This window comes from Arthrobacter sp. K410C, assembly GCF_059090105.1.
Map to the genome: position 1 here is coordinate 111,263 of NZ_JBNHFJ010000006.1, position 26,055 is coordinate 137,317.

Annotated in this window: 27 protein-coding genes and 3 pseudogenes; 16 read left to right on the forward strand and 14 right to left on the reverse strand. The window is 62.9% G+C overall.

Annotated elements, in window-relative coordinates:
- Window positions 1–32 precede the first annotated feature (32 nt).
- Both AC5RU7_RS11230 and AC5RU7_RS11235 read left to right on the forward strand, forming a co-directional pair.
- Window positions 33–1,439, forward strand: coding sequence for a class I adenylate-forming enzyme family protein (locus AC5RU7_RS11230; RefSeq protein ID WP_494052283.1), 1,407 nt, complete (start codon window positions 33–35; stop codon window positions 1,437–1,439).
- Window positions 1,429–2,616, forward strand: a complete 1,188-nt coding sequence (locus AC5RU7_RS11235) for a thiolase family protein (protein ID WP_494052284.1) — start codon at window positions 1,429–1,431, stop codon at window positions 2,614–2,616. The genes AC5RU7_RS11230 and AC5RU7_RS11235 overlap by 11 nt, the downstream gene beginning before the upstream one ends.
- A gap of 24 nt (window positions 2,617–2,640) precedes the next feature.
- Here the strand turns inward: AC5RU7_RS11235 and AC5RU7_RS11240 are convergent, their stop codons facing one another.
- The 3 genes from AC5RU7_RS11240 to AC5RU7_RS11250 are packed head-to-tail and all read right to left on the reverse strand — an operon-like array spanning window position 2,641 to window position 4,656.
- Window positions 2,641–3,276 carry an energy-coupling factor transporter transmembrane component T family protein gene (locus tag AC5RU7_RS11240; RefSeq protein WP_494052285.1) on the reverse strand — a complete coding sequence of 212 codons (636 nt, stop codon included), beginning with the start codon at window positions 3,274–3,276 and terminating at the stop codon, window positions 2,641–2,643.
- Entirely contained in the window at window positions 3,273–4,001 is a 729-nt protein-coding gene (locus AC5RU7_RS11245) for an energy-coupling factor ABC transporter ATP-binding protein (RefSeq protein ID WP_494052286.1), read from the reverse strand. The genes AC5RU7_RS11240 and AC5RU7_RS11245 overlap by 4 nt, the downstream gene beginning before the upstream one ends.
- A 10-nt stretch (window positions 4,002–4,011) precedes the next feature.
- Window positions 4,012–4,656: a biotin transporter BioY gene (locus AC5RU7_RS11250; RefSeq protein ID WP_494052287.1), complete on the reverse strand. Its 645-nt coding sequence runs from the start codon at window positions 4,654–4,656 to the stop codon at window positions 4,012–4,014.
- A 140-nt stretch (window positions 4,657–4,796) separates the two neighbouring features.
- On the opposite strand from AC5RU7_RS11250, the gene AC5RU7_RS11255 reads away from it, so the two are divergent.
- Genes AC5RU7_RS11255 through AC5RU7_RS11265 form a run of 3 tightly spaced genes read left to right on the forward strand, consistent with a single transcriptional unit; the run spans window position 4,797 to window position 7,459 of the window.
- Window positions 4,797–5,483 (forward strand): LmeA family phospholipid-binding protein, encoded by a 687-nt coding sequence (locus tag AC5RU7_RS11255; protein ID WP_494052288.1) that lies wholly within the window; start codon window positions 4,797–4,799, stop codon window positions 5,481–5,483.
- Window positions 5,484–5,543: 60 nt separating this feature from the next.
- Window positions 5,544–6,608: a spore photoproduct lyase family protein gene (locus tag AC5RU7_RS11260; RefSeq protein ID WP_494052289.1), complete on the forward strand. Its 1,065-nt coding sequence runs from the start codon at window positions 5,544–5,546 to the stop codon at window positions 6,606–6,608.
- A gap of 38 nt (window positions 6,609–6,646) precedes the next feature.
- The gene (locus tag AC5RU7_RS11265; RefSeq protein WP_494052290.1) at window positions 6,647–7,459 is read left to right on the forward strand and encodes a hypothetical protein; all 813 of its coding nucleotides are present in this window, start codon (window positions 6,647–6,649) and stop codon (window positions 7,457–7,459) included.
- Window positions 7,460–7,563: 104 nt separating this feature from the next.
- Here the strand turns inward: AC5RU7_RS11265 and AC5RU7_RS11270 are convergent.
- Window positions 7,564–8,129: pseudogene (locus tag AC5RU7_RS11270) on the reverse strand (recombinase family protein); the annotation flags it as partial.
- A 546-nt stretch (window positions 8,130–8,675) separates the two neighbouring features.
- Here AC5RU7_RS11270 and AC5RU7_RS11275 point away from each other — a divergent pair.
- Entirely contained in the window at window positions 8,676–8,906 is a 231-nt protein-coding gene (locus AC5RU7_RS11275) for a hypothetical protein (protein WP_494052291.1), read from the forward strand.
- Window positions 8,907–9,421: 515 nt separating this feature from the next.
- Window positions 9,422–9,751 (forward strand): hypothetical protein, encoded by a 330-nt coding sequence (locus AC5RU7_RS11280; protein ID WP_494052292.1) that lies wholly within the window; start codon window positions 9,422–9,424, stop codon window positions 9,749–9,751.
- A gap of 387 nt (window positions 9,752–10,138) precedes the next feature.
- Here AC5RU7_RS11280 and AC5RU7_RS11285 read toward each other — a convergent pair whose 3' ends face one another.
- Window positions 10,139–10,456 (reverse strand): hypothetical protein, encoded by a 318-nt coding sequence (locus tag AC5RU7_RS11285; protein WP_494052293.1) that lies wholly within the window; start codon window positions 10,454–10,456, stop codon window positions 10,139–10,141.
- 180 nt (window positions 10,457–10,636) lie between these two features.
- Here AC5RU7_RS11285 and AC5RU7_RS11290 point away from each other — a divergent pair, with 180 nt between their 5' ends.
- The 3 genes from AC5RU7_RS11290 to AC5RU7_RS11300 all read left to right on the forward strand — a co-directional run bounded on the left by AC5RU7_RS11290 (window position 10,637) and on the right by AC5RU7_RS11300 (window position 13,296).
- Window positions 10,637–11,329 (forward strand): hypothetical protein, encoded by a 693-nt coding sequence (locus AC5RU7_RS11290; RefSeq protein WP_494052294.1) that lies wholly within the window; start codon window positions 10,637–10,639, stop codon window positions 11,327–11,329.
- Window positions 11,330–11,492: 163 nt separating this feature from the next.
- Window positions 11,493–12,254: a hypothetical protein gene (locus AC5RU7_RS11295; protein WP_494052295.1), complete on the forward strand. Its 762-nt coding sequence runs from the start codon at window positions 11,493–11,495 to the stop codon at window positions 12,252–12,254.
- Window positions 12,255–13,062: 808 nt separating this feature from the next.
- Complete coding sequence (locus AC5RU7_RS11300) at window positions 13,063–13,296, forward strand: hypothetical protein (RefSeq protein ID WP_494052296.1); 234 nt, start codon at window positions 13,063–13,065, stop codon at window positions 13,294–13,296.
- A gap of 79 nt (window positions 13,297–13,375) precedes the next feature.
- Here AC5RU7_RS11300 and AC5RU7_RS11305 read toward each other — a convergent pair whose 3' ends face one another.
- The 4 genes and pseudogenes from AC5RU7_RS11305 to AC5RU7_RS11320 form a co-directional block, all read right to left on the reverse strand.
- The gene (locus AC5RU7_RS11305; protein ID WP_494052297.1) at window positions 13,376–14,026 is read right to left on the reverse strand and encodes a hypothetical protein; all 651 of its coding nucleotides are present in this window, start codon (window positions 14,024–14,026) and stop codon (window positions 13,376–13,378) included.
- A 480-nt stretch (window positions 14,027–14,506) separates the two neighbouring features.
- Entirely contained in the window at window positions 14,507–15,643 is a 1,137-nt protein-coding gene (locus AC5RU7_RS11310; protein WP_494052298.1) for a Y-family DNA polymerase, read from the reverse strand.
- A pseudogene (locus tag AC5RU7_RS11315) lies at window positions 15,625–15,990 on the reverse strand (LexA family protein); the annotation flags it as partial. The pseudogene AC5RU7_RS11315 and the gene AC5RU7_RS11310, both read right to left, overlap by 19 nt.
- 190 nt (window positions 15,991–16,180) lie before the next feature.
- Window positions 16,181–17,395 (reverse strand): MFS transporter, encoded by a 1,215-nt coding sequence (locus AC5RU7_RS11320; protein ID WP_494052299.1) that lies wholly within the window; start codon window positions 17,393–17,395, stop codon window positions 16,181–16,183.
- A gap of 22 nt (window positions 17,396–17,417) precedes the next feature.
- Here AC5RU7_RS11320 and AC5RU7_RS11325 point away from each other — a divergent pair, with 22 nt between their 5' ends.
- Together AC5RU7_RS11325 and AC5RU7_RS11330 are read left to right on the forward strand one after the other, a co-directional pair.
- Complete coding sequence (locus tag AC5RU7_RS11325) at window positions 17,418–17,984, forward strand: TetR/AcrR family transcriptional regulator (protein ID WP_494052300.1); 567 nt, start codon at window positions 17,418–17,420, stop codon at window positions 17,982–17,984.
- A 511-nt stretch (window positions 17,985–18,495) separates the two neighbouring features.
- Window positions 18,496–18,648: a hypothetical protein gene (locus tag AC5RU7_RS11330; RefSeq protein ID WP_494052301.1), complete on the forward strand. Its 153-nt coding sequence runs from the start codon at window positions 18,496–18,498 to the stop codon at window positions 18,646–18,648.
- A gap of 239 nt (window positions 18,649–18,887) precedes the next feature.
- Here the strand turns inward: AC5RU7_RS11330 and AC5RU7_RS11335 are convergent, their stop codons facing one another.
- Window positions 18,888–19,022 carry a hypothetical protein gene (locus tag AC5RU7_RS11335; RefSeq protein ID WP_494052302.1) on the reverse strand — a complete coding sequence of 45 codons (135 nt, stop codon included), beginning with the start codon at window positions 19,020–19,022 and terminating at the stop codon, window positions 18,888–18,890.
- Between the two features lie 230 nt (window positions 19,023–19,252).
- Here AC5RU7_RS11335 and AC5RU7_RS11340 point away from each other — a divergent pair, with 230 nt between their 5' ends.
- On the forward strand, window positions 19,253–19,603 hold the full coding sequence (locus AC5RU7_RS11340; protein ID WP_494052303.1) for a hypothetical protein: 351 nt from the start codon (window positions 19,253–19,255) through the stop codon (window positions 19,601–19,603).
- A gap of 135 nt (window positions 19,604–19,738) precedes the next feature.
- Entirely contained in the window at window positions 19,739–19,966 is a 228-nt protein-coding gene (locus AC5RU7_RS11345) for a hypothetical protein (RefSeq protein ID WP_494052304.1), read from the forward strand.
- Between the two features lie 71 nt (window positions 19,967–20,037).
- Here AC5RU7_RS11345 and AC5RU7_RS11350 read toward each other — a convergent pair whose 3' ends face one another.
- From AC5RU7_RS11350 to AC5RU7_RS11365, 4 genes and pseudogenes are all read right to left on the reverse strand, one after another.
- Entirely contained in the window at window positions 20,038–20,730 is a 693-nt protein-coding gene (locus AC5RU7_RS11350; RefSeq protein ID WP_494052305.1) for an SMI1/KNR4 family protein, read from the reverse strand.
- A 179-nt stretch (window positions 20,731–20,909) separates the two neighbouring features.
- Window positions 20,910–21,598, reverse strand: a pseudogene (locus AC5RU7_RS11355) (DUF4166 domain-containing protein).
- Complete coding sequence (locus tag AC5RU7_RS11360) at window positions 21,589–22,401, reverse strand: SRPBCC family protein (RefSeq protein ID WP_494052306.1); 813 nt, start codon at window positions 22,399–22,401, stop codon at window positions 21,589–21,591. Before AC5RU7_RS11360 ends, AC5RU7_RS11355 begins: the two are co-directional and overlap by 10 nt.
- Before the next feature lie 50 nt (window positions 22,402–22,451).
- The gene (locus tag AC5RU7_RS11365; RefSeq protein ID WP_494052307.1) at window positions 22,452–22,763 is read right to left on the reverse strand and encodes a hypothetical protein; all 312 of its coding nucleotides are present in this window, start codon (window positions 22,761–22,763) and stop codon (window positions 22,452–22,454) included.
- A gap of 225 nt (window positions 22,764–22,988) precedes the next feature.
- Between AC5RU7_RS11365 and AC5RU7_RS11370 the strand changes: the two genes are divergently transcribed.
- Entirely contained in the window at window positions 22,989–23,921 is a 933-nt protein-coding gene (locus AC5RU7_RS11370; RefSeq protein WP_494052308.1) for an alpha/beta fold hydrolase, read from the forward strand.
- 165 nt (window positions 23,922–24,086) lie between these two features.
- Complete coding sequence (locus tag AC5RU7_RS11375; protein WP_009358272.1) at window positions 24,087–25,685, forward strand: ABC-F family ATP-binding cassette domain-containing protein; 1,599 nt, start codon at window positions 24,087–24,089, stop codon at window positions 25,683–25,685.
- The last annotated feature ends 370 nt before the right edge of the window (window positions 25,686–26,055 follow it).

A 26,055-nucleotide genomic window follows, 5' to 3' on the forward strand; every position in this document is an offset into this window, starting at 1 on the left:
GTCAATCCGTGCAGGCCGGTAAAGTTGATCCGATGCCTTTCCTCAACAGAATCCAGCGATGGGCCGGCGAACGGCCCCACGACACCGCCGTCGTGATCGCGGGCCGCCGCCTTTCCTGGGCCGAACTCCGGGACGCCGCGGCCGCCCAGGTTGCGGAAACGAAGGCGGTCACCGCTCTGTGCGAGGCCAATTCCGTCGGTTTCGCCGTGAACTTCACGGCCGCCGTGGCGGGCCTGCGCCAGTGCGCCGTCCTGGATCCCGCATGGCACCCGCACCTGCAGGAAGACATCATCCGCCGCATCGAGGCCTCGGCCTTACCTGCGGCGGTCTCGCCGGACGACGAACTTCGCGACGGGCCGGCGGAGAGCACCTTCCTGATTGGGCTGACGTCCGGCACCACGTCCGTACCCAAGGCGTTCACCAGGTCCCGGCGCTCCTGGCAGCAGTCCTTTGACGCCTCCATCGAGTTTTTCGGCCTGCGGCAGGATGACGTCACGCTGGCCCCCGGTCCGCTGGCCGCAAGCCTGAACCTGTACGCGTTGAGCGAGTGCCTTTACGCCGGCTCGGAATTCCAGACGCTCGAGCATTTCGACGTCGGGGACGTCCACTCCGCGATCACCCACGACCGCGTCACCCGGCTGGTCGTTGTGCCCACTATGCTGCGGATGCTCAGCGAACGCGGCCTCACCGGCTGCGTGGACGCCTCCGGGGTGCGCACCATCATCTGCGCCGGTTCAAAGCTGGACGCACGGACCCTTGAGGCTGCCCGGCGCTGGGCGCCGCATGCCACCATCTTTGAGTACTACGGCGCCTCGGAATTGAGCTTCGTCTCCGGTGCCGGGCTGCCTGCCGGCGAGCCTGCGGCCGTCGGCGGAACCGGCATCGGCCAGCCCTTCCCGGGGGTGGAGGTTGCCATCCTCGACGACGCCGGGAAGCCGGTGCCCGGCGGCGCGTCCGGCAACATCTGCGTGCGGAGCGGGATGGTCAGCGACGGCTACCTATGGGGGGACGACGGGCAGGCCCTGCGGTCCTTCGGCGACTGGTTCACCGTGGGGGACCAGGGCTACCTGGAGGCAGGGGAACTGCACATCCTGGGCCGCCGCGCGGACATGATCCTCAGCTCGGGCAAGAACGTCTATCCGCATGAGGTGGAGCTGGCCCTCGCGGCCGTGCCCGGGGTGGCCGCGGCGGTGGCTGCCGGCATGCCGGACGATCTCCGCGGCCAGCGCGTGGTGGCGGGCATCGTTCCGTCCGCCGGCGGGATCACGGCGGCGCAGCTGCGCGCGGGCCTGGAGGTGATCCTGCCCCGGGACAAGCGGCCGCTGCAGTACTTCGTCCTCTCGGAACTTCCCGTGACCGGCGCCGGTAAGATCAGCCGCAACATGCTGCTGGACTGGATCCACACGAACGACCGGCGGGTGCGGAACCTTGGCGGCTGAGCTGTTGCCGGCGGACCGGCAGCCGGTGATCATCGCCGGCAGGCGGACCCCGGTATGCCGCACCAACGGGGCGCTGGGCAGGCTGCGGGCACACCAACTGCTGGCACCCGTGCTCCGGGAACTGCTGGCCGAAACCCGTACGGAACCGGCAGCCGTTGACGATGTGCTCATCGGAAACGCGGTGGGCGGCGGCGGGAACGTGGCACGCCTGGCACTGCTGGAGGCGGGCCTCCCGGTCAGTGTTCCGGGCATCACCGTTGACCGCCAATGCGGTTCGGGCCTGGACGCCATCGTCCTCGCTGCCCGGCTGGTGGCAGCCGGCGGCAGCCCCCTTTTCCTTGCCGGGGGAGTGGAAAGCACCAGTACGGCGCCCCTGCGTGCCCACCGGACGGACGACGGCGGCGCCGACTTCTACCGACGTGCCCAGTTTGTGCCGGCGGATTTCGGCGATCCGGACATGGGTCCGGCTGCCGAGACAGTGGCCCAACGGTTCGGGATCAGCCGGGAGCGCCAGGACACCTTCGCGCTGGCAAGCCACCGCCGCGCGCTTTCTGCCGCGGATGCAGGGCATTTCGACGGCGAACTGGTCGCCCTGGAGACGGGCTCCGGGACTGTGTCCGCAGACGATGGCCCCCGCCGCGGCCTGACTCCCGCGGTGATGGCGAGGTTCCCGGCCGTCTTTGTCGACGGCGGAACCGTCACCGCCGGAAACTCCTGCTTCGACGCCGACGCCGCGTCCGCCGTCGTGATCACGTCCCTTGAACGGGCACGGACAATGGGGGCAGCCGACGGCCTCGTGGTGCTCGGCACCGGCACCGCCGGCGTACATCCCGAAATCCTGGGCGTGGGAGCGGCCGCAGCGGCCCGCGACGCCCTGGCCGGGGCCGGCCGGAGTGCCGATGAGCTTGACTTCGTGGAATTCAACGAGGCGTTTGCATCCCAGACCCTCGCCTGCCTGGACCAGCTGGGCATCGCGCCGGAACGGGCAAACACCGACGGCGGTGCGCTGGCCTTGGGCCATGCGTACGGGGCATCCGGCGCCGTCCTGGTGACACGCCTCCTGGCGCAGGCCCGCCGGGCGGGGGCTCCGGCCAGCCTGGCCTTGGCCATGATCAGCAGCGCCGGCGGGATGGGCACGGCCGCCCTGCTGGAGTACCGGCAGCTCCAGGACGGCTAGGCCCCGGATACCTGCGCGGACGCCTCAGTCGTCGGTCTCGTCGTCGGCTTCGCCCAGTCCGCGGGCGGCGAGGGCCTCACCCGTCTGGCGCGCGAACGCCACCGAGGTGATGAACACCGGCAGGACCAGGGCGCGCGGATTCCGTTCCAAGCCCCGGGCCCGGGCGGAATCCTGGACGTCGGCGAAGGTCCCGGCAATGTAGGGGATGCTCCGCAGCATGATCCCGATGGTCAGGGCGAAGCGTTCCGGATCGGCCCCGAACCTTTTGAAGGGGCCTGCCGCCTTGACCACGCCGTCCAGGAGTTTGTGGACGGGGGTGGTGGCGGTCAGCAAGGATGCGGCCACCACGCAGACAAGGATGTTCAGGACGATCCTGCCCGCCGTCGGGGCGCCCAGCTGCCACCACTGGAACAGGCCGATGACCAGCAGTACTGCAACGAGCGGGCGGACGGCAGCCCACAGCCGCTTCAGGCCCGCACCGGTCAGCAGGAAGAGGCCGCAGAGTGCGCCGAGCATCGCCAGCGACATCCGCCAGTCCACTGTCACGAACGATGCCAGGCCGCAGGCGAACACCAGGAGGAACTTCAAGACCAGCGGCGCCCGGTGAACCAGGGAGTGCCCCGGGACGTAATTGGCGAGCAGGAAGCCGTGTCCCCTCACGGCTGCGCTTCCTGCGTGTCCAGGCTTGCCAGGCAGAGCGCCCGGTAGGCGGCCACGGCGGGGGCGGCGGCGCCGTCGAACACTACCTTGCCCTGGTCGATGACCAGGACGCGGTCCATGTCCAGGGCCATGTCCAGGTCATGGGTGGACATGATGACCTGCTGGTCCAGGCCGGCCAGGGTCCGGCGCAGCAGTTCCCGGTTGCGCAGGTCCAGCAGGGTGGACGGTTCGTCCAGGACCAGCACGGCGGGCTCGACGGCGAGGACGGCGGCGAGGGCCATCAGCTGCCGCTCGCCGCCGGACAGTTCGTAGATGCTTTGGTCCGCCAGGTGCAGCAGGCCCAGCCGGTTCAGGGCGTTTTCCGCCAGCCTGCGCCGTTCAGCGCCGTTCTTCACGGACCGGCGCAGGGACAGCTCCACGTCCTCCCGGCCGGTGGGCATGACCAGCTGGGAGAGCGGATCGGTGAAGACGAACCCGACGGTGCGGCGCACGGCCCGGACGGAGCGGACCGTGTCCGCTCCGTCCACCAGCACGTGGCCGGAACTGGGCTGGACGAGCCCGTTGACCAGGCGCAGGAGGGTGGACTTTCCGGAACCGTTGGCACCGATGACGCCCACCCGTTGCTCCGTCAGTTGCAGGTTCACGCCGTCCAGGAGGACCTTGGGTTCCGGGAGGTGGTCCACCGGAACGGTTACGGCTGCCTGGTCAAAGGTCACGTTGGGCATGGGCAGGGTCCTAGGCTTGTGCGGGCTGCGGGACGGTCCGCTTGACCCGGCGGACCAGGATGTCCGGGAAGGCACGGTGCAGGGCGACGGCGATGAGCGCAGCCAGGACGTTCTTGATGATGTCGCCTGGGTAGAACACAACGTCGCCCAGGAAGGCCTGGCCCCAGGTTGCCTTGGTGTTCAGCACGATGCCGGCGATGCCCAGCGAGTGCACTACCACCACGCTGGTGACCGTTGCGGAGAGGAACAGCCACAGGGCACGGGCCTTGATGGTCCGGCGGATGACCACCGTGGCCAGCCATCCCACAAGTCCTGCGGCGATGGGGAAGGCAATGATGTAACCGGCGGACGGGCCGGCGAGGATGCCCAGGCCGCTGCGTCCCTGGCTGAAGATGGGCAGGCCCGCGAGGCCCAGGAAGACATAGAGCCCGACGGCGGCGAAGCCCCGTCCGGGGCCGAGCACCAGGCCAGTCAGCATGACGGCGAGCGTCTGGAAGGTGATGGGGACGCCGAAGCCGTTGACGGCAAGGCCGGGGACCAGCGCCGAGGCAGCCACCAGGGCGGCGAAGACGGCGATCAGGCCGAGGTCCGTGGCGTTCCAGCGGCGGCGGCCTGCCTGTTGGGTGTTTGTGGCGGTGGTTTTGGTGTTGCTCATTGGGGGTCCTGTCGGGGTTGTACAAGCGGAATCTAATGTACTGCCGACGCTACCGGGACGGAACCGGGGCCATTTTGTAGGTGCCCTACTAAACGGGGGAGCGGAGGCTGAGGGACTTGTCCAACTGCCACAATGGCTTCATGGGGTGGACGCGGATAAGGGAGTGGCTGATCGGTGCGGCCGGGATGCTGGTTGTCCTGGGTATCGCAGCCGCGGTTTTCTGGTGGGCTGTCAGTGACCCGGCCGGAAGGCCTGGGCAGGGGCCGTCACCGGTCCCTGGCACTGAAAGCCCGGCAGGCACGGCCCCTCCCGAAGAGCTGCCTGACGGTGAGGTGTGGCTTTCCGACGTGGTGCTTGATGCGGGGTCGGTTGCTGCGGGAGGCTCACTGCTCCGCGACGTCCGGGCCACCGGACAGGACGTTGTCTCGGGCCCGGACGGGCTGACTGCTGCACGCCTTGCCGTTGAGGCCACCGTGCCGTTCGACGTCGTCGCCGGCGAACTCGGAAACCGGGCAGTGGTCGGGGCAGCCGGTGGCGGCGAGGCCAGGGTGGTCCGCACCGTTGAGGCGTTCGGCCGGGAACTGCGCGTCACAGCCACCGGCACTGTTGAAGTGGAGGCTGGGAAGCTTGTTGTCGAGCCGCGTTCGATCGACTTCGGCGGGCCTGGCTTTCTCTCGGACGCCACTGCCGCCGTCGTTCGCAGGCTCGTGACCATCGAGCATGAGGTAGAAGGGCTGCCGCAGGGACTCGTACTCCGGGACGTGGCGGTGCGTGACCATGGCTTCCGCGTTGGCTTCCGCGGGGAGGACGTCCGGCTCGTCCCGTGAGACGTGATGCCCTGGGCTTAACGGCCCGGGTGGCACGAGACGCCTTGGGACAATGGAGTCATGGACTTCAACCGGCTGCTGCAGATCCGGCGCATCTTTGCCCAGCCCGCGGCGCTGGAGCTGCCCCGCGGCAAGGAGATCGTCGCGCGCTGGCCGGAAGCCGACGTCGTGCCGGTGGAAAACCACTGGAACATTCCGGAACTTCACGGCGATGAAACAAACGTCCCGCGCTGGTCCCGGATCAAAACCGAGGCGCTGGTGCTGGGCGTCAAGAAGGCGCTGACCGTGAAGCCGAACGGCCGGTCCGCCGATTTCATCGCACCCTCCACCGCGAACGGCTGCGCCATGGCCTGCGCCTACTGCTACGTGCCCCGGCACAAGGGGTACAGCAACCCCGTCACCGTGTTCGCCAACATCGACCAGATCGCGGGCGCGCTTGAGCGGCATGTCCTCCGTCAGGGCATCAAACTGGAGCCAAATCAGTGCGATCCCGAGCTCTGGGTGTACGACATCGGGGAGAACAGCGACTGTTCCGTGGACGCGCTGATCAGCGACAACGTGGAGGACCTCGTCTCGCTGTTCCGGGACCTGCCCACCGCCAAACTGTCCTTTGCCACCAAGTACGTGAACCCGGCGATGCTTGGCTGGGACCACGGCGGACACACGCGGGTCCGCTTTTCCCTGATGCCGGCGGATCTGGCCAAGTCGGTGGACGTCCGGACCTCGCCGGTGGCCGAACGCATGGCCGCGATCAACGACTTTGTGGACGCCGGCTACGAGGTGCACGTGAATTTCTCTCCCGTTATCGTCACAGACACCTGGCTCAGCGACTGGGAGGAGCTGCTGCGCCAACTCGACGCCACACTGACGGATGCCGCGAAGGCGCAGCTTGCGGCGGAAGTCATTTTCCTGACGCACAACGAGGGGCTCCATGAGGTCAACCTGGGGTGGCATCCGCAGGCCGAGAAGGTGCTGTGGCGTCCGGACCTGCAGGAGTCCAAGGTCTCCTCCAACGGCTTCAGCAACGTGCGGTACCGTTCCGGAGCCAAGGCCGGGTACGTCCGGCAGCTGACGGCGCTGATTGAGAGGATCGCGCCGTACTGCCGGATCCGCTACGCGTTCTGAGGTCTGGAGGGGCCCTGCCGCGCTAGACTGGTTCGACCATGACTGGTGCCCGATACCGTCTGATTGCCTGGCTGGTTGCCCTGGTGACCGTCCTCGCTGGCTGTGCGCCCGCCGTCGGCCTTAACGAAAATTCCGCGCCGCAAACGGCACCGGCTTCCTCTGCTCCTCCGGCCACGCCGGAACCCGCCGCGGCGCCGCCAGCTGCCCCGGCTCCTGCGCCCACGCAGGCTCCCGCACCGGTCCCGGTGCCGCAGCCGTTTGTCCTCAACCTGTACCAGGAGGGGGACTTCGTGCCGCAGTACACCTTTGACTGGTGCGTTGCGGCGAGCATCCAGATGGCGCACAACCTGATGGATGACACTGGCGGCGGCACCTGGAGCGCTTCCGCCCACCAGGGGGAGCTGTGGGAGATGGCACGGGCGCGGTCGTCCAACTCATTCAACGGGGCGAACCCGCGGGGATGGGCGCAGGTGTTGACCGAGGTGGGCATGGGGCCGTATTCAGTGGTGAGTGTGCCTGGGTATCAGGACGCGCTGCGGACGGCTGCCCGGGCCATCGCGGAAACCGGCCGCCCGGTGGGGCTTGTGATGTGGAGCGGCCGGCACGCGTGGGTCATGAGCGGGTTTGAAGCGGTGGGCGACCCGGCAGTGTTCCCGGAGTTCACGGTCACCGGTGTCCGCGTCCTCGATCCGCTGTACCCGCACGGCAGCGAGCGGTGGGGTCCTTCGCCGGTCCCGAACAGCCTGCTCACGCCCGAACAGCTGGCCACGCAGTTCGTGATCCGCGAGCCGCGGCGCTGGAGTTCCGACCTGCCGGCGGGCTACATGCTGGTGCTGCCAACGCAGGGTTAGGCCATTGACGGTTTCGTCGTGCCCTTTCTCTTGGCCCCCGTCTCCTGGCTGGGAGCCGGGAACCGCCTGATACGTCTGATTTCCGGCGGTTCAGGTTCTACTGGCGTGCGCTGGATAGTGCGGTACACGGTGGACCGGGCGACATTGAACAGTGCCGCGATTTCAGCCGTCGTGTGCTGGCCGCGCCGGTAAGTGTCGACAAGGAGCTTTTCCTGGCGGGGGAGAGCTTGCGCTTCCTGCCCCGCAGGCGCCCCTTGGCTTTGGCGATCTGCATTCCTTCCCTGATTCGGGCCCTGATCAGGTCCGATTCGAATTCGGCCACCATGGCCAGCATGTTGAAGAGCAGCCGGCCAACAGGGTCATTGGGGTCGTGGATGCTGCCGCCAATGCTCAGCTTTACCTGGCGCCGGGTGAGTTCCTCCACGATGTCGCGTGCATCAGGAAGGGAGCGGGCGAGCCGGTCAAACTTGGTAATGACGAAGGTGTCTCCTTTCCTGCATGCCGCCAGGGCTTCCCGCAGTCCGGGGCGGGCCCTGTTGGTGCCGGTGTATCCGTGATCGACGAAGATTTGCTCGTCCTCGACGCCAAGGGCGCGGAGAGCGTTGATTTGCGCGGTGAGTTCCTGTTCGGCGGTTGATACGCGGGCGTAGCCGATATGTAGTGCTGTCATGGCGCGAACTGTAGCGCTTGGGCCACCTTCAGCGGGCAGTTTTTTCGGCGGGATATTTGCAGGGCTTTTGCTCATGACGCTGCGGAAAACTCGTGTCAGTTTCAGGAGTCGTCTGCGCGAATGTCCAAAGCCGTCTGCACGGCCCTGCCCGTTGGTCCAGCGGCTGTCTTATATCGCTAGTGATCCGAGGCAGGACCGGCTTACGGGACGCTTTCCTTGCGGGATTATCACAACGTCTGGAGCACTTCCCAAGGCATATGGGTTCAATGTGTGACCAGTAAATTGGTACAAGCCCAGGAGGCGCCAAGTGTCGGAGACAGCGCTGCTCGGACTTTTCTTGATCATTGGAGGCGTTGCAATATTGCTGCTTGGCCGCCTGATCGAAGGCTCGCTTGCTAGAGGCTACGTTCGGAAGCACCCGGACAAGGACGTAGGACGGTACATGCGAGGCCAGGTCCGCTATAAGCGTGTGTTTGCGGGAGTCGTCTTGATTCTTGGTGCTGGGCTTCTAATTTATGGGCTGTCCGGTGGCAGGTTGCCTGGAGAATGAGCCCACACTTAGAGAGCTACGTGATTGCCGCCATGTGTCTTATCGCTGGCGGATTGATCATTCTAGGGCGCAACTGGTTCGCCATGTCGCTGATGGATAGCCTTCGTGGGTTCAAGACGGACAAAACATCTGAGGTGGTCCGGAGGTTTTGGAGTATCGGTATGGCCGTTTTTGGGGGAGTTGTGATTCTCATCGGCATGGGGATCGCCTTTACCGCGGCAATCTAAGCTGGAGGTTCCACGGTCGGTACGCCTAGAGCTTCCACTTGCGACGCTAACGAGATCGCGAGCTGTACGGCTGAAGTAGGCTGGCAAAGTTCATTCTGGACAGCTAAACCATTGGGGGTAACGATGGACATCATTCTGGCGGTCGTATTTGCGGCCATATTTTTTTACGTTCTCCATGGAGTTATCCGGGCGGCGACCCGAGATGGCATCCTTGCCGCTAGGCAAGCCGAAAGAGGCCACACTGCTACTGAAACCGATTCGCTGGATCACCGCTAAAAACTTCAGCGTCGCGGTGGCGGTTCGAGAATTAGGTGGTCCACGTACCTGATGCGCTGAATTTCATCAGCGTCATGGTGCCCGCCCCCGCCGGCGCATCTGTCCGGTCCAGGTTCTCTGACAGCATCCTGGAAAAGGGTGCTGTCAGTTGCGATCTGGTGGATCTTTCCGTTGCTCTCTAGGCACCGTATGCTCACGAACACAATGTGTGTAAAGGTGGATGGACTGAAGGAAGTCCTATGTGGGAGACGTTGGTCGCCAGGATAAAGGCTTCAATGCGCTTTCCGAAGCGCTCAACCGCCGATCTTAAGTGGCTGAAAAACGTTTGGGTTGTATTCGGAATTGTCTGGCTCGCAATAGGTTTGTTCGGCTGGTCAGGATGGCCGGCCGTCTTAGCGGTGATCGTTGGGATCGGTTGGCTTGTTCAGGCCGCTATGACAGTGAAAGAGATTAATCGCCGTCACCGGAACGCCACTCTGGACCAACCACCAGCCCAGGGTAACGAGAAATCATTTCGCCCGTGCGTCATCGATGGCTTGATCCTCACCCCACGGGCGGTAAGGGCTTGAGACTGTTTCGCAGAGGGTTGCCAGTTCGACTCTTCGTCAACGCATCTAACATCATCATGATGCCCGTTTCTGGCCGGCTGCGGCGGCCAAGTAAATGTTCATACCACGCGGCGACATGCCGGCTCGCCAGGTCAGGGCCAGCATCGGGACGGCCTCGGAGCCGGCCGGCATATCGATCAGGGGTCGTATCCCCCGGATCTGGCGGTCAAAAACATTGCTGCGCTTGCAAATAACGACAGCAAGACCCCTGTGAAGCCCAAGGTCATTAGCGCGATCCGCCGCGAACCCCACGACTTCGCTTTCTGACGCGGGTAGCGCGACTCGAAGATAGTTATGGGGAAAGTCAGAGCTAGGCCTATCAACATGAGTGCTAAGCCTAGTTGCCCGCTAATCATGAGGACCTTCCCGATCACGGGGCCCCTTGCTTGGAGTGTCAGCCTGGGGGGCTTCTTCCGCTTTCTTTCGGGCGTAATCACGCCGGACCATCGCAAGCACAGCCAGTTCCAAGCTTAGAAAAGCAACGAGACCTGCCCAGGTTCCGAAAAAGGTCTGAACAAAGCCGAATGCGAGGAAGCCTGGGCCTATGAGAACCAGCAGGAGCGTCAACGGTGAAAGCTGTTGAGACTCGGCGCCCATCCAGCCCTCGGGCATGGTGGCCCATTTGCTCAAACGACCCTTTTTCCGCTTGGCTCCGTGGGACTCCATGCCATCAATATAGACTCCGGCTGGGCTCCACAGGAGTGCTGCAGAAGGTGAAGCTACGCCACCCTCACAATGGAGAGTGTTCCGTTGAAGGTTCCCAAGCGGACCGGCCGAGGGGCATGGTGGCGCGAACGGCGCGAGCGCTCCGATGTAGATAGTCAGGGCGTGGGTAAGAATGGGCGTGTGCCTCCCATTCCTGATGCCCACCTTGCAGCATTCAATCGCCTGATGCTCCGGGCACGGCAACTCTTCGGTAATGCCGTTATGGAAGAACTGATTGCCCCGGATACACATCGACTACCCAGCTTTCGGGTCGGCGACTTCTCGGCGATCGGTGAGCAATGGCTCGTAGTCGCAATCTCACCTGGCTCCTATCCGTTTGTATACGCTCGACGGTGGGAGTTTGACTGGGACTCCGATCTCGATGAGGCGATTGCTGTGCTTGAGAGTTATCAAAAAAGGTTCTTGCTGGCTCCCAGTGCCGGAGACGTTTTCGCGGCCCGACTTATAGCACTGGTGGGCAGCGATGGCGAGGTGAATGTGGCAACGGATCAGCCTGAGTTCGACCGGAGCCTCACTGTGCGGCCACGGCGTTCCGGGGCAATGCCACTCAAGGTCCACATCATCAGCGGTTACCTCGTCGTGATCGACAGTGCCCACCTGGGCTGGTGGACCTTCGGGGGTGATTACATATCCGACGGCATCGTAGAAGCGTGGAAAGTGATAGAGCAGTTAGTCATTCGGGGCGGCGTTGTTCACAGCACACGTCGCTTTACACAACTCCTAACCCTTGACGGCGACGTTGTCAGCGGACCGCATAGCGACGGCGTGCGCACCCGGCGCACTCAGAACCTCCACTACGCTCCGTACCGTTAGCTACGCGATGGTCCGTACCGAGCGACGGGAACTTGATCCTTGCTAATGCCCCCGGAAACGCACGGGTTGCTGCAGTACAGGATCGTCTGCCGACAGTCCCGCTGATGGTTCCCAGACGGACCGGCTAACGGAGCCCAGCAGGCCCGTGTCGTAAAATTCCGTGATGAGCACGGACCGTTTCGAAGTGAACATTCGTTCCAAGGGGTATGTCGGGCTTCCTCCCGACGGCGACCTGTTCGTCGATCACGAGTACGTCAAGGGCGTCGACTACTCAGCTTTGGGGCTGAAGAGTTTCGGCTCTCATGGCTCAAGATTTGAGAACTGCAATTTTCAGCGGCTCCGCCTGGGCTCTCTAAGCTTCGGCGAAGGGAAGGTTCTGTCCGAATACATCAACTGCAGCTTTGATGGCAGTAAATTTCCGGCCAGTACGGGTGTTGGTAGGGCGCGGTTTATTAACTGCACGTTCCGACGCATCCAGAGCAGCCGATTCAGGCTGTCAGCCGGGGACCTTATCGGCTGTGAATTCAGCGGTCGAATGGGTTCAACACAGATCTGGGGCCGAACTGGTCCCGATGCATCCATCTACGGTGAACGAGCCAACAGGATTGAGGGCAATGATTTCTCCGGTGTGGACTTTAGCGACATCGACTTCAGGTTCGGCGTTGATCTGTGTCAGCAAGTTCTGCCGACCGGACTGGACTATCTGTTCATTCCGGATGCTGCTGATGTGCTCGCGGCAGCGTATAAAGACGTCGTCACCATGGACGACCTCGAAAAGCGCAAGGCCTTGATTGGCATGATCCAGGTCCGTCAGGACGCTCTTAGAGATGGGCAGCGCGACCTTTTTGAATCGAAACGACGTGTCCCCAAGTTTCTTCGAGCTGACTACGAGGCTTTCTTCAGCGTCATAACAAAGCACCTTTGAAACCCTATGATTCCTTCTTTGTAGATTGCGGAGGAAAAGAACACCGGTCGATGAACTGGCCCAGGCAGCCTCATCATCTGTTGGAGCACTGCCCTAAGCCGCCTTGCGGACTGCCAGTCGATCGACCCAACAAAGACTGTCTCGTAGCGGGTTCAATACGGGAGCGTAAAGGAATGGCGGATGGGGCAGCCTCTTAAGGGTCTACTCGGGTCGGGCCTACGGTCGTAGACTCCCGGTATCGCAAGGGAATTGAGGGCTGCGTCGGTGAAAGTGCTTCGGAAGATACTCGTCTCTTTACTGATCATTGCCGGGGTGACTCTCGGTTCTACCTGGCTTCTCGGCCCGCAGTCTGCCGGCGCGGCTCTTCTGATGATCTGCATCATTCTCGGCGGATACTTTGGAGCTGAATGGGGAGGAAATCAGGCAATAATGACGGATCAGTACCGTCAGGAATGGCTTTCAAAGCGAAAAGAAACCCGACAAACGCCGCCCGAGCGTTCACCGCAGCGGCCGGAGGATCCTCAGTAGACCGAATCATGGGCAGGACGCGGCGGACATCACTTCAACCTAGGGGTCACACCTCAATCGTCCCGCAGACCGTTCGAACCCTGGGGCATCAGTGTGATTGGGGGAACCAAACTGTCCTTGGAGCCAGTAAACCGAAGGAAGGAGCATCATCAAGACTATTCGTGGGTTCAAGAGACTCCTGACAGAATTGCCTCAACCAGCAAGGACCTTCTATTGGTGCTTCTACGCCATGTTCTTTACGGGCTTCGTTATCGGTGCCGCAACACGAATGAACTGGGCCGTGGCTATTGGAGTCAGTGGTGCGGGGATTTTCTCGCTCCTGTTCGGGCTGTACGTCTTCCGTGACATCAACGACACGGCAAGCACCTGGTCAAGGATCTACAAGGAAAGTCACGGAATCCAACCAGAGGGCTTTACCTTCGCTGACGTGGCAACGATTAAGGGGATGGGGTTCATGCACATGATCGCTGGAGTATTTTTCGTCGTCCTAGGGGTCGGTTTCGCCTCATCGTAGACGGGGGCGGCCGCAGCCTACCGGAGTCGGGATGCGTCGGTTAGGCGAGCGTCTGCCGACAGTCCCGCTGATGGTTCCCCTATCGCGTCCTCGGGAAGGATTGTTCCACTGTCCGTGCGAGGAACCCACCCGCGCGCCGGAAATCGCGTAGGAGAAACACAATCCCCACCATCAAGACGCAGATGAAAGCTGCAAAGACCCATCCGAATGGTTCATCACGCTGGACCTGACGGACAGCTTGGGGGATGAAGAGCAGGGGATAGAACGGCATTAGGAGCAATTGTGTCGCGATGGCCTTTCGCATTTGTACGGCGGCGCCACGGGTTACCGTAACTTGCTCCGGAATGATTGCTGACTTGCCCGCTATTTGGCGGCGAATTTGCTTTCGTTCCTCGCCCGTCAGTGAAAGCGTCACGTCGACCTTTCCGTACTCGGCGGCTGGCACTACCTTCTTCGAGTTGTAGACAAGGCCTCCGACGAGGAGGCCCAGCCCGGCGAGCATGACGCCAAACAGTAGGTAGGACGGCCAGTCGGCAAAAGAGCCTTGGAACGCCAAGACCGCGCCTACCGTGCCGATTCCAGCCAGGATGACCACTCCGGCTGGCACGAAGCGGATGTAGTAGTTCTTCACGGCTTCCCCCAGGCCGTTGTCCGCCAACCCCTGGGCCCTCCTGTCGGCCTTAGCCCAACGTTCGTTGGACTCCGCCATAAGACCTTCAATTCCGCCCATCGTTCCGTTCCTCTACATGGAGGCTGCGCTGTTCGAAAAGCGTAGCGGGCATTCGGCGAGATTAGGTCCACTGTGAGGAATCGAAGGTAGAAATTGATGACCGCTAAAGGTTCGGACCTTGAGACGGGTTTATCGAAAAGCCAAGTTACCTGCCAGATGCTGGTTTCGAGTCTCAATCAGTCTCCGGAGATAGCGGGCTAGCACCAGTTTCTCTACGAACCGTCCTATAACTCCGAACGGCGCTTCCGAACTCGATACGATCCACCATCGTGGTCCCCGCCGAGTCCCCGTAGAACTCATGGACATGCCGGAACCGGCGAAACGGGCCCTTGACCTGTTCATCGACGAAGTAGTCGGGTGGCTGCATCTCGGTCCGCGTTGTGCACTCAAAGTAGACGGCCATCGTCAGAGTATTGCAGTCCTTTCACTACCGGCTTGGGGTCGCAGCAGATCCAGGGCGCGCTATGGACCGAGCATATGTCAGCAAGCGTCCCGTCCAGGGTTCTCGAACAGGGACAGGGGGGCCTGGTTGCCGCTGGGGCGCAGGTCGGTGACCATGATTCCCGCCCTGGCGTACCGGACGCCTTCGACAATCCGGGGCAGCAGCGCGTGGCCGGCTTTGGTCAGGATCACCGGGTCAGCGGTGGGCATCGGCAACGGCACACACACCGACGGGTACGAGGTGTCTTTGGGGTTGAAGTGCGAGGTTCCGGCGAACGCGGTCAGGACCTTGGCCTGCAGCCCGTGTTTAGCCAGCCACGCCGAGGCCTGCTGCCCATACACACTCATCACCTGCCGAATCCCAGCGGCGGTGGTGATGGGTTTGGCGAACGAGCGGGAGAAGATCAGCTGGTCCCGCCCGATCCGTTCCTCTTCCATGGGGATACAGGGGGTTCCCTGCAGTTCCAGGACGGTACGCATCACCACGACATTGAATTTGTCCCGAATCGCCACCGGATCGGCCCGGACCAGATCAGCGATGGTGAAGATGCCCATCACGTTCAGCCGCCTGGTCAGCCGCCTGGCGATGCCCCAAACTTCCTCAACGGACAGCCGGCCCAGCAACGCATCCCGCTCGGTAGCCGGGACGGAGTCGCAGTGGCACACCCCCGCAAAGGCCTTGTTGTTCTTCGCCCACTTGTTGGCCAGCTTCGCCAGCGTCTTGGTCGGCGCGATCCCGACGCAGACCGGCACGCCGACGTTCCGCCGGACGGCCGCTTTCATCGACCGGCCCATCGCCAAAAGCTCAGCAGGGGACCCTTTGACGACGAGGAAGGCCTCGTCAATGCTGTAGACCTCCAGCCAGGCCGAGTACCGGCCCAGCAGCTCCATCACGCGGGAGCTAATATCGCCGTACAGCTCGTAGTTGCTGGAAAGCGCGACGAGGCCCCATTCCTTCGCCCGCGGGGCGAGCTTGAACCACGGCTCACCCATCGCGATGCCCAGGGCCTTGGCCTCGGGGGAGCGGGTGACCGCGCACCCGTCATTGTTGGACAGCACGATCACCGGCTTGCCTTCCAGGGAAGGGTCAAACGCCCGCTCTGCGGAGGCGTAGAAACAGTTCACGTCCACGTGCGCGATCTGCGGCATGTGCCGCATCAACGCCGGCTTAGACATTGCCCGGTCCTAAACGTGGTGGGGTATCGGGTTGCGACGCCCCAAATAGTCAGGTCGGACAGGACCGGCACTTCTATGTCCGGGTAGGCAGGGTTCTCCGCTTGCAGCACCACGCCCGTGGTGGTGATGCGCAGCCGCTTGATTGTCAGCTCCCCGTCCAGGACCGCGACGACCACATACCCGTTATTTGGCTCCAGTGCCCGGTTCACGATTAGCTCGTCCCCGTCGCTGATCCCGGCGCCCTCCATGGACTCCCCGGACACCCGCACCACGTAGATGCTGATGACGTCCTTGATCAGGTGCGCGTTAAGGTCGAGCCGGCCGTCAAAGTAGTCCTGCGTCGGAGATTATCCACCGCTCCGGCGGCCAGGGGAGCTACCTCAACGGGCTCCCTGATTCAGCCGTGGGTAACCGAATTGGCCCCCAGTGTGGACAGATGAGGAGTTGGTCGGGAGTCACTGCTGGGGACCCTCCGACATTCCTGACTTTGGTTCGTCACCCTTGGCGATGTCACTCAAAGTCCGATGCCTCAAGGAGTCAGAGCCCCTTTGAAGAAGGATATGAGTCCGGCCTCTTTCGTTGTTCGGGTTGGGGCGTTGTGTTCACGGTTTGAGGCCGATACGGGACGGCCACTGCCAGCACGGATACTACGGCTGCCAGTACAAAAGCGGCAGCCTGCCCCCAGGCAGCGGCAACTGCACCTGCGGCCGTGGCGCCGAGCGCCTGCCCCAAGACCAGGGCGACAAAAAGCAGGGATGTGCCCGTTGCAGCACGATCGAAGTCGCGTTCCAGCGTCCAGGCGATAAGCGCGCCCGTGGCGGCGGTATAGCCCCACCCAAAAGCAACACAGGCGAGTAGTGCCAGGGCGGTAAAGCCGGGAGCCATTCCCAGCATCACAGTAGCACCAGCAACAACGGAAGCACTGAGTCCCCACGCGGCCGGTGGCCGGAAATGGCTCATCCATCGTGCAGTAGCGATTACTGCTGTTCCCCCGATGCCAAGGGCTATCCACGCTCCTATCGAAACAGGCTCACTGGCACCTGATTCCACCAGATGGGCTCGTCCAAAGGTCCATACGGCAGCCGAGCCGGCACCCATCAAGAGTGCAGCGGCGATGATGTGGCCATGTGCGCCGAACCACGATTTAGGCGGAAGCCTACTGTCGTCAATTAAGCGGTGGCTGCGTGCTCTATCAAGCCTTAGAACCAGGGCGGCAATGATGATTGTGAAGCCGGCTGTGACGAACCAGGGGAGGCGCCAGTTAGGGAGAAGTACCAGCGCCAGCACCCCGGCGATGATCAGTCCGGGACCGGTGCCTGCGTTCACAATTGATTGTGCGCGATCGTTGTCCCTTCTTCGAACGTTGCGTCCGATGATGGCCACGAGGGCAGGTGATGCAAGACCGGCGCCGGTGGAACTGAGGATTGCGAAGGCGGCAAAGACAACTGGCTGCATCGCTGCGGCCATGCCCGCGGATCCAATGCCGGCACAGAGACCCGCCGCGATGACCAGTCGGCGCGGGTGGGCCGCACCCGCCACTAAGCCAATTAGTGCACCCACGCAGTAGGACAGGGATGCGCCGGATGAAATCAGGCCCGCCGCGGCCGCGTCGAAGGAAAGTTGGGCTTGCACGTCCGGAAGAAAGAGGCCGTAAGCCATTCGGATCAGACCATAGGTCGCCGCGATCAAGCTAGTGCCCGCGGTGAGCAACAGGCCATCGCCGGCAAGCACAAACGAAAACGCACGTTTCATTTTTATAGCCTAGGCTATTTCTATGGGAATCCGCTCAAAAACTGAGGAAAAGCTGCTCGATGCCGCGGAGGAGCTCTTCTTCACCCACGGAATCGCCGCTACGCCGGTTGACGTAATCCTTGACAGGGCCGGGGTATCGGCGGCCACGCTTTACCGTGGTTACCCAAGTAAGGAAGCGCTGGTCGCAGCCGCTTTGAACAGGCGCCATAAGGCATGGCTTGCTGCATGGGACCAGGCCGTTGAGCGCCAGGCAACAGCCCGGGGAAAGCTGCTGGCGGTCTTCGACGCACTGGACGAGTTCATGATGAGCCCCGGTGGTGCGCGCTGGTGTGCATTTTTGGGTTCTGCTGCTGAATATGCCGATATGCCTGCCGAAATCCTCGAGGCAGTCCGGGCAGACACCAATTCATTTCAAACCCGGCTTGCCGGATTCGCCGTGCCCGTTGTCGGGCGCCACGCCCAGGTGCTGGCCGAGGAACTGCTACTCGTGGTCACCGGCGTCTTGGCGATGCGGCTGCGTGAAGCTGGACATGGAACAACAACTGCACGAAGGGTTGCAAGCTTTCTCATTGAGGCCCGGACAGCTTAACCGCGCAGGAAGTTAACCCGGGTTCATACCCGCTTAACTGCATGGGTTAACATCGGCTGCTTCTCGGCTAGGCCGACGCACCCTGAGCCGCCTCACTGGCTCCAACGCAGAGTCTGTTACCTTCAAAATCCATCCTGTTGCGACGGTCGTTGGAAATCGCCCAGCTTTGAGCTGTGCGGAGGGCTCCACCTGCCCGCCAGTGGGCATAACCCGTTCCCTCAAGCCCGGGGTTCCGCTGCGCTCCACCCAGAAACCGGTCCTGCGCTGCGCTCCGGCCTGTAAACGCCTTGTTTTTGCCTTACATGTGGCCGGGGTGTTCTCCGTACAAGGCCACTGATCGTAGCCGTCCGGGGGCCCGGCCCGTCAACCCACGCGCCCGAGCAGGGCCACGCGGTCGCTGCGCTCCCTTATTTCGCGGCCCTGCCCGTGCACTCTTCGGGGTTGACGGCCCACCCTCGACCGGCTGCGACAGTGGGGGCCTCGCACGGCGGGGCAGGAAGGAGGTGGCTACATGAGCATCGACGAACTGATCAAGCTCGCGACCTCGGTCGTGAGCCTGGCGACAGTTGCCATCGCTCTACTTTCCACGCGGAACGCGCTCTTAACGAGCAAACGCTCCCGAGATGGCACTCGGAAGCGTAAGCGTAAAGCAAGGAAGGTGTAGCTACTGAAATCCGGTGGTCGTGACCGCAAGCGTTGCGGCCACCGGGCTCCTTCTTAGCCTAGGTTCATCTCAACGATAAGGAAACCCTCATGGAACCACTGAAGATCGTGAATTTCGTTCTCTCGCTGGCAGCGATCGGCGCTTCCATCACCGCGTACCGCGCCATCTCCAAGGTCCGGAAGGACCAGGAAACCTAGACCGGCATGGAGGCCGGGCCGCCCGAGCAGGCGGGCCCGGCCCTACCTGGCCGGCCCGGAGCCGGGTGGTGTGTCCTCGGAACGGATGTCGCGGAGCATGGCGGCCAGTGCCCGTACGGTCGCTCGGTCTTCTTCCCAGCGCTTGCCGTTGCGGGAACAGGCGTGAAAGCCGGTCATCCCCGTTCCCTCAACTGGGCGCTGTGGAGAAGCTCAAGATTTAGACAATAAGCGTCCAGGAGGGAGAAAATCCTTCCGCGTCATCACGCGGCCTTTCTAGAGTGGCCATAGCAATACAGACGAGGACGTTCCTCGGAACTAGCACGTGTCTTTGGTGCAGGCTAGGTGCTGATCTGCGTCTGGTTCGTTGCCTTCTTGACTACTTTCGCGTTCGGTATCAGGGGTGAGGGATGAATATTTTCCGGTTCATTTCGCGGCTGCCGCAACCGTTGAAGGCGCTCTACATTCTCTTCATCGCCGTTTTCATCGCAGGAATCATCCCGGTCCTGCTGCACATCCCCCAGGCTTCCCGATGGATGTCAGGCGGAATCGGTACAGCGGGCCTGCTCCTGGGGCTGTGCCTCGTCATCAACGTGAACAATTCTGCGGAAGGACTGGCCGGAGCAGTCGCGGAAGAGAAACCCATGGGGGTCGACTACTCCGCATCCTTCATGGCAAGACCGGTCTTCGCCCGGATCTTCGGCCTGACGTTTGTAGTAGTCGGGGCTAGCTTCATCGCGAGCAGCTTCATGGGCAACTGAACCGTCAAAGCAGGATGAAGACCGGTTCTGACACCAGCGAAGGACACCGGAGCCCGTGGGCAGCACCAAGCCGGAACAGAGGGACATATAAACCATCGCTTCAAAGGATGGACGTCTGATTGGGTTCATCCCGTCGTGAAACGCGGCACCATCTATTGGACCGCTCAAGCTATCGGGTTCACCGGGGCTGCTGTCTTCTTCATCTTCTTCGCCCTGCTGAATCCCACCGTTGAACGTCTGTGGTGGGCTGGCCTGGCTGGAATTGCCGCAGTCCTCGCTTGGTTCTTTTCCAGGAAGATGATCAACGACCTTCAACACGAGTTCCGATACGGAGAGGACGACAGCGACACAGATCAAAGTTGATGATCATGCACAGGATCACACCGCTTGCCTCTTGCTGGGGCAATGATGGACGAAACTGTCGCGCGCTACGGTCACTGCAATTCCCAATGCAGAATGCCGTCTGTCACCGCGGGCCGCGAGGAAAAGACTGCCTGTCCTGTGCGCAGGCTGGTGAGCGTCTCATGAAGCAGCATTTCAGTGGACGGCCAGATGGCCGGGCGCCAATCGGCCGCGTCCTTGAAATACTCGCTGACGCAGCCGTGTTTCCTCCCTGATCTGAGATCGACGAACAAGTAGTCGCCGGCGTTGTTGTCTGCGATGGGCAGGAATGGGGCGATAAAGATCCAGGCGCGGGTACCTGCCTGGTCAGCTTCAGCACTTGCTGGGTCGTAGGGTTTGTGGGGTTCTGGCGTGGGGACCCTGCTGTGGGCTTCGCTGACCGCCCGTAGGTTTAGGTGCAGCGGGGAGCTTTGCTGCCGTTCAAATTCTTCGTTCATTTGGGCGCCGACTTGGGCCCAGATGTCCAGCATCATTTGCCGGGTCTTCTTGGCTTCTTCTAAGGGCAGCGGCCGGTAGCGAGGGAAGATGTACCCGGCTGTTGATGGTTCCGTGCCGTCGAAGAGCCGGTACAGGATCGACAAGTCATTGGGCCACCCGTTTGGCGCGGCTGGTTCAAGTGGACGAATTAGAGGTTCCGGTGCCGGTGGTCGGATGGTTCTGGCAGTTACGGGTGCGTTGATGTTGAGCCACCTGACGATGTCTGTCCAGAGTTCTTGTGTCCCCATGCGGCGAATTTACGCTCTGTAGGTGCCGCTGGGCTACAGCCCTGCCTAAGGTGACGTAGAGGAAGGCGCCTGCACGCCGGAGTCGGCGCAATACGTTAGCTAACCTTTTGCGAATGCCCCGTTCAGCTTTACTTCTTACTTGCGCCCCGCGGCTTTGATGGACGGGCTGTCAGCCAGCTCTATTGGCGGCTTTCTTCCCTGAGCGGCTTCAGGTGCCGTGGAATCTCTTCATTTGCCAGGTTGGGAAACGTGCAGGTGAACTCGCCCTGGTAGCCGAAGAGGAAGCCCGCTACCGGGTTCCGCACCTGCATTTGAATGGTGTAAACGCCACGCTCATCATCGAAGCCTTCGTAGAGGTCTGCGGTGCCGTGAGGACCGCGGGAAAGGTGAAGCCCACGAAGCCTTCGTAGAACCGCTGGGCCGTGGACTGCAGATGCAAGAAGCCGTCAGCCGTAACCTCCAGGTTGAGGTCGGTGGCCAAGTGCTGGTGGGTTCCGAGGTAATCCACAATAGATTCACGCTGGGGGCTGTAAATCATGGTGGCATCGAAGCGGCGTCTCTTGGACCGGGGCAGTTCGAGGGTCCTCACGAAGGTAACCGTTGGCCTGCCGAGGCCGTCGATATATGGGTAGTTCTCGATCGTGAAGGGGATGTCACGGCCTTGGTCGGGAAAGAGGATGTTGCGATAGGCACCCAGTCGGAGGAAGGGAATTGTCCACCATGCGCCACGCCGGACTTCGGAGAAAACCCCACGCCCTACGCAGGCATATCCGCTGTCGACATCCACACCGAAGCGCTTTTGCAACATAGGGTGCAATTTCTGAAAGTCCCGGCCCAGTGCCAGCTGAAAAATCGAGGTCACAGCCATTCCTCCCTCATTCCTGATTCGCTGGGGATGTCCTGTGACGAGGGTGCCGGCAGCCCCCTCAGGGCCGATGGGGCACGTCCAGAGCGGGCATCCGGAGCCGCCCGACGGCAACGTCGCGCTCGAGGTACTGTTCGGTGCGCCGGGAGAGCGGCGAGCGTCAAAAGGGCTGCAGCACCCATAACGGCCCAGCCTGCATTCCTGGCGAGAAGGGCTTTTCGGAGCAGCATCCAGGCTCCCAAGACACTTCCGGCTCTCGCTGCGCCGTCCATGATCCAGCGGTTCCGGGCATCGCCGGGATCGAGCTCCGACTCCGCCCAGAGCCGCAGGCGGTCAAAGCTGAGGGCAGTGGCCCATCCCAAAGCGGGTCGGATCAGCCCGGCGTCGAGGGCCCTACCGACCATTCCCATTCCCGGCCGGTAGTTGTAGCCGGTGATGAACCGCACCCCAGTATCTGTGGGGATGTAGCGCCAGTACCCCGATCCTGCGCCGATGGGAGACAAGGCGTCCGACGTATCAAACTTGAGCACCGAAGTTGCCTGTCCATCCTTGCGATAACGGTGTCCCAAAGATGTCCCGGTCCCGCGGATGGTGTGCAACGGCAGCCTGAACTCGTAGCGAAAACGAACAGGCCCCTGCTCGTCGCCGGCAATCGGAACAATGCGCGAAAAACGCAGGTCCCAACGGGGATGGAGTTCCGGGTCCTGGCTTAACGTCCACACCCGGTCCATTGAGGCCCGAATTCCAATTTCAACGTAGATTGGCCTGAGCTTCAGCGGGCCTTCCCGCATTATGTTTTTCCCCATTTGAGTAGCATAAAAGGCAGTCCAGACGAGACAAGCGGGACATGGCCCAGTTAGGGCGTGATCGTCAGAGTTTCCCTAGGCGTTGCGCAAGAAGCACGTAAAAGATCTGCAGCCCCGCCCGCCCTGTTGTTCTTGCCTGAGTCATCGCACCAGTCGATCGCGTAGGGCATGGCGGTCACTGTGGCCTCGCCAACAGGCATGTCTGCAGGAACCGTGAAAACATACGAAAACTCTCCGGCGTCGGTCATCGGATCTGTTGTATTGATGACTTCAACCCCTTCAGCGTCGGTGATGATTATCTGAATCCGGGCATCAGTTCCATAGCGCGGATTACACTTTGCTGCGGGTGCGGAGACTGTCACGGTCGTTCCCGGCTTCGCACTGTCGGGAGCAACGGAGTAGGAAGGCGGGAAGCACGGAGGCTCGCTGGTGGTGGAGGGACTGCACGCGCCTGCGGATCCCAGCACGGCGCCGCCCAGTACCGAGGCAACGAAGACGGGACGAAGTCCCGACGGCCACGCCGGGCGAAATGACAGCTTCATCTCCCCAGTGTGGGGCAGACGGAACGACGGGAACAGGACTGAACCATGCAGACAGAAAGCGGCTGGGTGGACGTGCCCCACGCCCGGATCTATTGGGAAACCACGGGAAATCCTGTCGGCATTCCTGTCCTGTACCTGCACGGCGGGCCGGGTTCTTCACTCGGCCAGGGCGGCTACCGGAAGCGCCACGACCCGCGCCGCTTCCGCACGGTAGGACTGGACCAGCGCGGCTGCGGCCGCAGCACTCCGGCGGCCTATGAAGACCTCGACCACCTGCACGACAACACAACCCAGTCCCTGATCGAGGACATCGAGGCGGTCCGGAAGCACCTGGGCATAGAGCGGTGGATTGTCACCGGCGCATCCTGGGGCAGCACACTGGCCCTTGCCTACGCGCTGGAGCACCCCGGACGCGTCCTCGGCATCGCCCTGGTGGCGGTGACGACAACCAGCCGGGAAGAGATCACCTGGATCACGGAAGACGTGGGGCGGATCTTTCCCGAAGCGTGGGCGGACTTCGCCGAGGCCGCGCACGCGGCACCGGGCGAACGCCTCGTCGAGGCCTACGCCCGCCGGCTGGCGGGACGGGACAGCGACGACGCGCGGCTGGCCGCCGCCTTCTGGGACCGCTGGGAATCGACCCACATTTCGCTGGACCCCCACTGGCTGCCAGGCCAGCGGTTCGACGACGAGGGGGAGCGGATGACGTTCGCGCTCCTGGTCACGCACTACTGGGCCAATGACGGCTTCCTGGCGGACGGCCAGGAGATCATGGCCCGCGCGCACCGGCTCAACGGCATCCCCGGGCATCTGATCCACGGCCGGCGGGACATCAGCGGCCCCGCCGTCACCGCGTGGCGGCTGCACCGCTGCTGGGCATCAAGCCGGCTGGTCATCGTCGAGGAGGAGGGGCACGGCGGCCCGGCGTCGATGGCCGCACTCACGCAGGCAGTGGAGGACATTGCCGCAACGCTGTGAGCCAACCGCCCGGCAAACGCGGAAGGGCAGCCAACCAAGGCAAGGTCCCGAACGGGTTGAACCGGGCGGTAGACTTGTACGGGCCGTTCTCCGGCCATTCTGCCCCGCGTCCTCCTGATCCTCCCGAGGCTGGGGCGTTCCCTGTTGTGAAAGGCCTTACCTGCTGTGATTACCGTCCAGGACCTCGAACTGCGCGCCGGCGCCCGGCTCCTCATGGACCAGGTGAGCTTCCGCATCGACAAGGGCGACAAAATCGGCCTGGTGGGCCGTAACGGCGCCGGGAAAACAACCCTGACCCGCGTCCTAGCGGGGGAGGGCCTGCCGGCGGCCGGCAAGGTCACCCGCAGCGGTGAAATCGGCTACCTGCCGCAGGACCCGCGGACCCCGGACATGGAGCAGCTCGCGCGGGACCGCATCCTGTCCGCCCGTGGCCTGGACGTCGTCGTCGGGAAGCTCAAAAAGGCACAGGCCGACATGGCGAGCGAGGACGCTGAAGTCCAGCGCAAAGCCATGGCACGCTATGACCGTCTGGAAGCCGAGTTCCTTTCCGGCGGCGGCTACGCCGCTGAAGCCGAAGCGGCGGCCATCTCCTCCAACCTTGCGCTGCCCGAGCGGATCCTGAACCAGCCGCTCAAGACCCTTTCCGGCGGGCAGCGGCGCCGCGTGGAACTGGCCCGCATCCTCTACTCCGGCGCCGAAACCATGCTCCTCGACGAGCCCACCAACCACTTGGATGCCGACTCCATCTCCTGGCTCCGCGACTTCCTCAAGAACCACCAGGGCGGCCTGATCGTCATCAGCCACGACGTCGAACTGCTCGAGGCCACGGTCAACAAGGTGTACCACCTGGACGCCAACCGCGCCCAGATCGACTTCTACAACATGGGCTGGAAGCGCTACCTGCAGCAGCGCGAAACGGACGAGCGTGCCCGCAAGCGCGAACGCGCCAACGCCGAAAAGAAAGCCCAGGTCCTGATGGACCAGGCCAACAAGATGCGTGCCAAGGCCACCAAGGCGGTGGCCGCGCAGAACATGGCCAAGCGTGCCGAGCGGCTCCTCAGCGGCCTGGAGGCAGTCCGCGAGCATGACCGCGTGGCAGCGCTCCGCTTCCCGGATCCCTCGCCGTGCGGCAAGACTCCGCTCACGGCCGAAGGGCTCAGCAAGTCCTACGGATCGCTGGAAATCTTCACCGACGTGGACCTCGCCATCGACCGCGGCTCCAAGGTGGTCATCCTGGGCCTCAACGGCGCCGGCAAGACCACGCTGCTGCGGATGCTCGCCGGCGTGGACCAGCCGGACACGGGCGACATCGTTCCCGGCCACGGCCTCAAGGTGGGCTACTACGCCCAGGAACACGAAACCCTGGACCACGACCGGACGGTCCTGGAGAACATGCGCTCAGCCGCGCCGGACATGAAGGACGCCGAGGTGCGCGGCATCCTGGGCTCGTTCCTCTTCTCCGGGGACGACGTGGACAAGCCCGCCGGCGTGCTCTCCGGCGGTGAGAAGACGCGCCTGGCCCTGGCCACCATCGTGGCCTCCAGCGCCAACGTCCTCCTCCTCGACGAACCCACCAACAACCTTGACCCCGCCAGCCGCGCCGAAATCCTCGGCGCACTGCGGAACTACACTGGCGCCGTCGTCCTGGTCAGCCACGACGAGGGCGCCGTGGAAGCCCTCAATCCCGAGCGTGTGGTGCTGCTGCCGGACGGCGTCGAGGACCTGTGGAACGAGGACTACCTCGACCTGATCACGCTGGCCTGACTGTTCTCTTCCGACGACGGCTGGTTGCGTCCGCGTCCCCGGCCGGACGATTTGCCGCTTGCTGGCTCGTTCCTCGCCTCTGACGCAAGCTACACAAATCACCCGGCCGCTGACGCTAGTGAGCATGTACCGGTTGCGCCCTGCACCTTCAGGACAGTTCTCCGGTTTTCCGTCGGCTGGGCCGTTCAGAGCGGCCTGCTTCCTGGAGAATCCCGTCGCGGTGAACTGGACGACGAGGAGGCATGTGCTGCTGCTGTATCCGCGCATCCACTGAGGTCGCTGTTTGGCACGAGCGAGGCGGCGTGGGTGATTTCTGTAGCGTGCGTCAAAGCGAGGAACGAGCAGCACGCGGGAAATTACGCACGCCGCA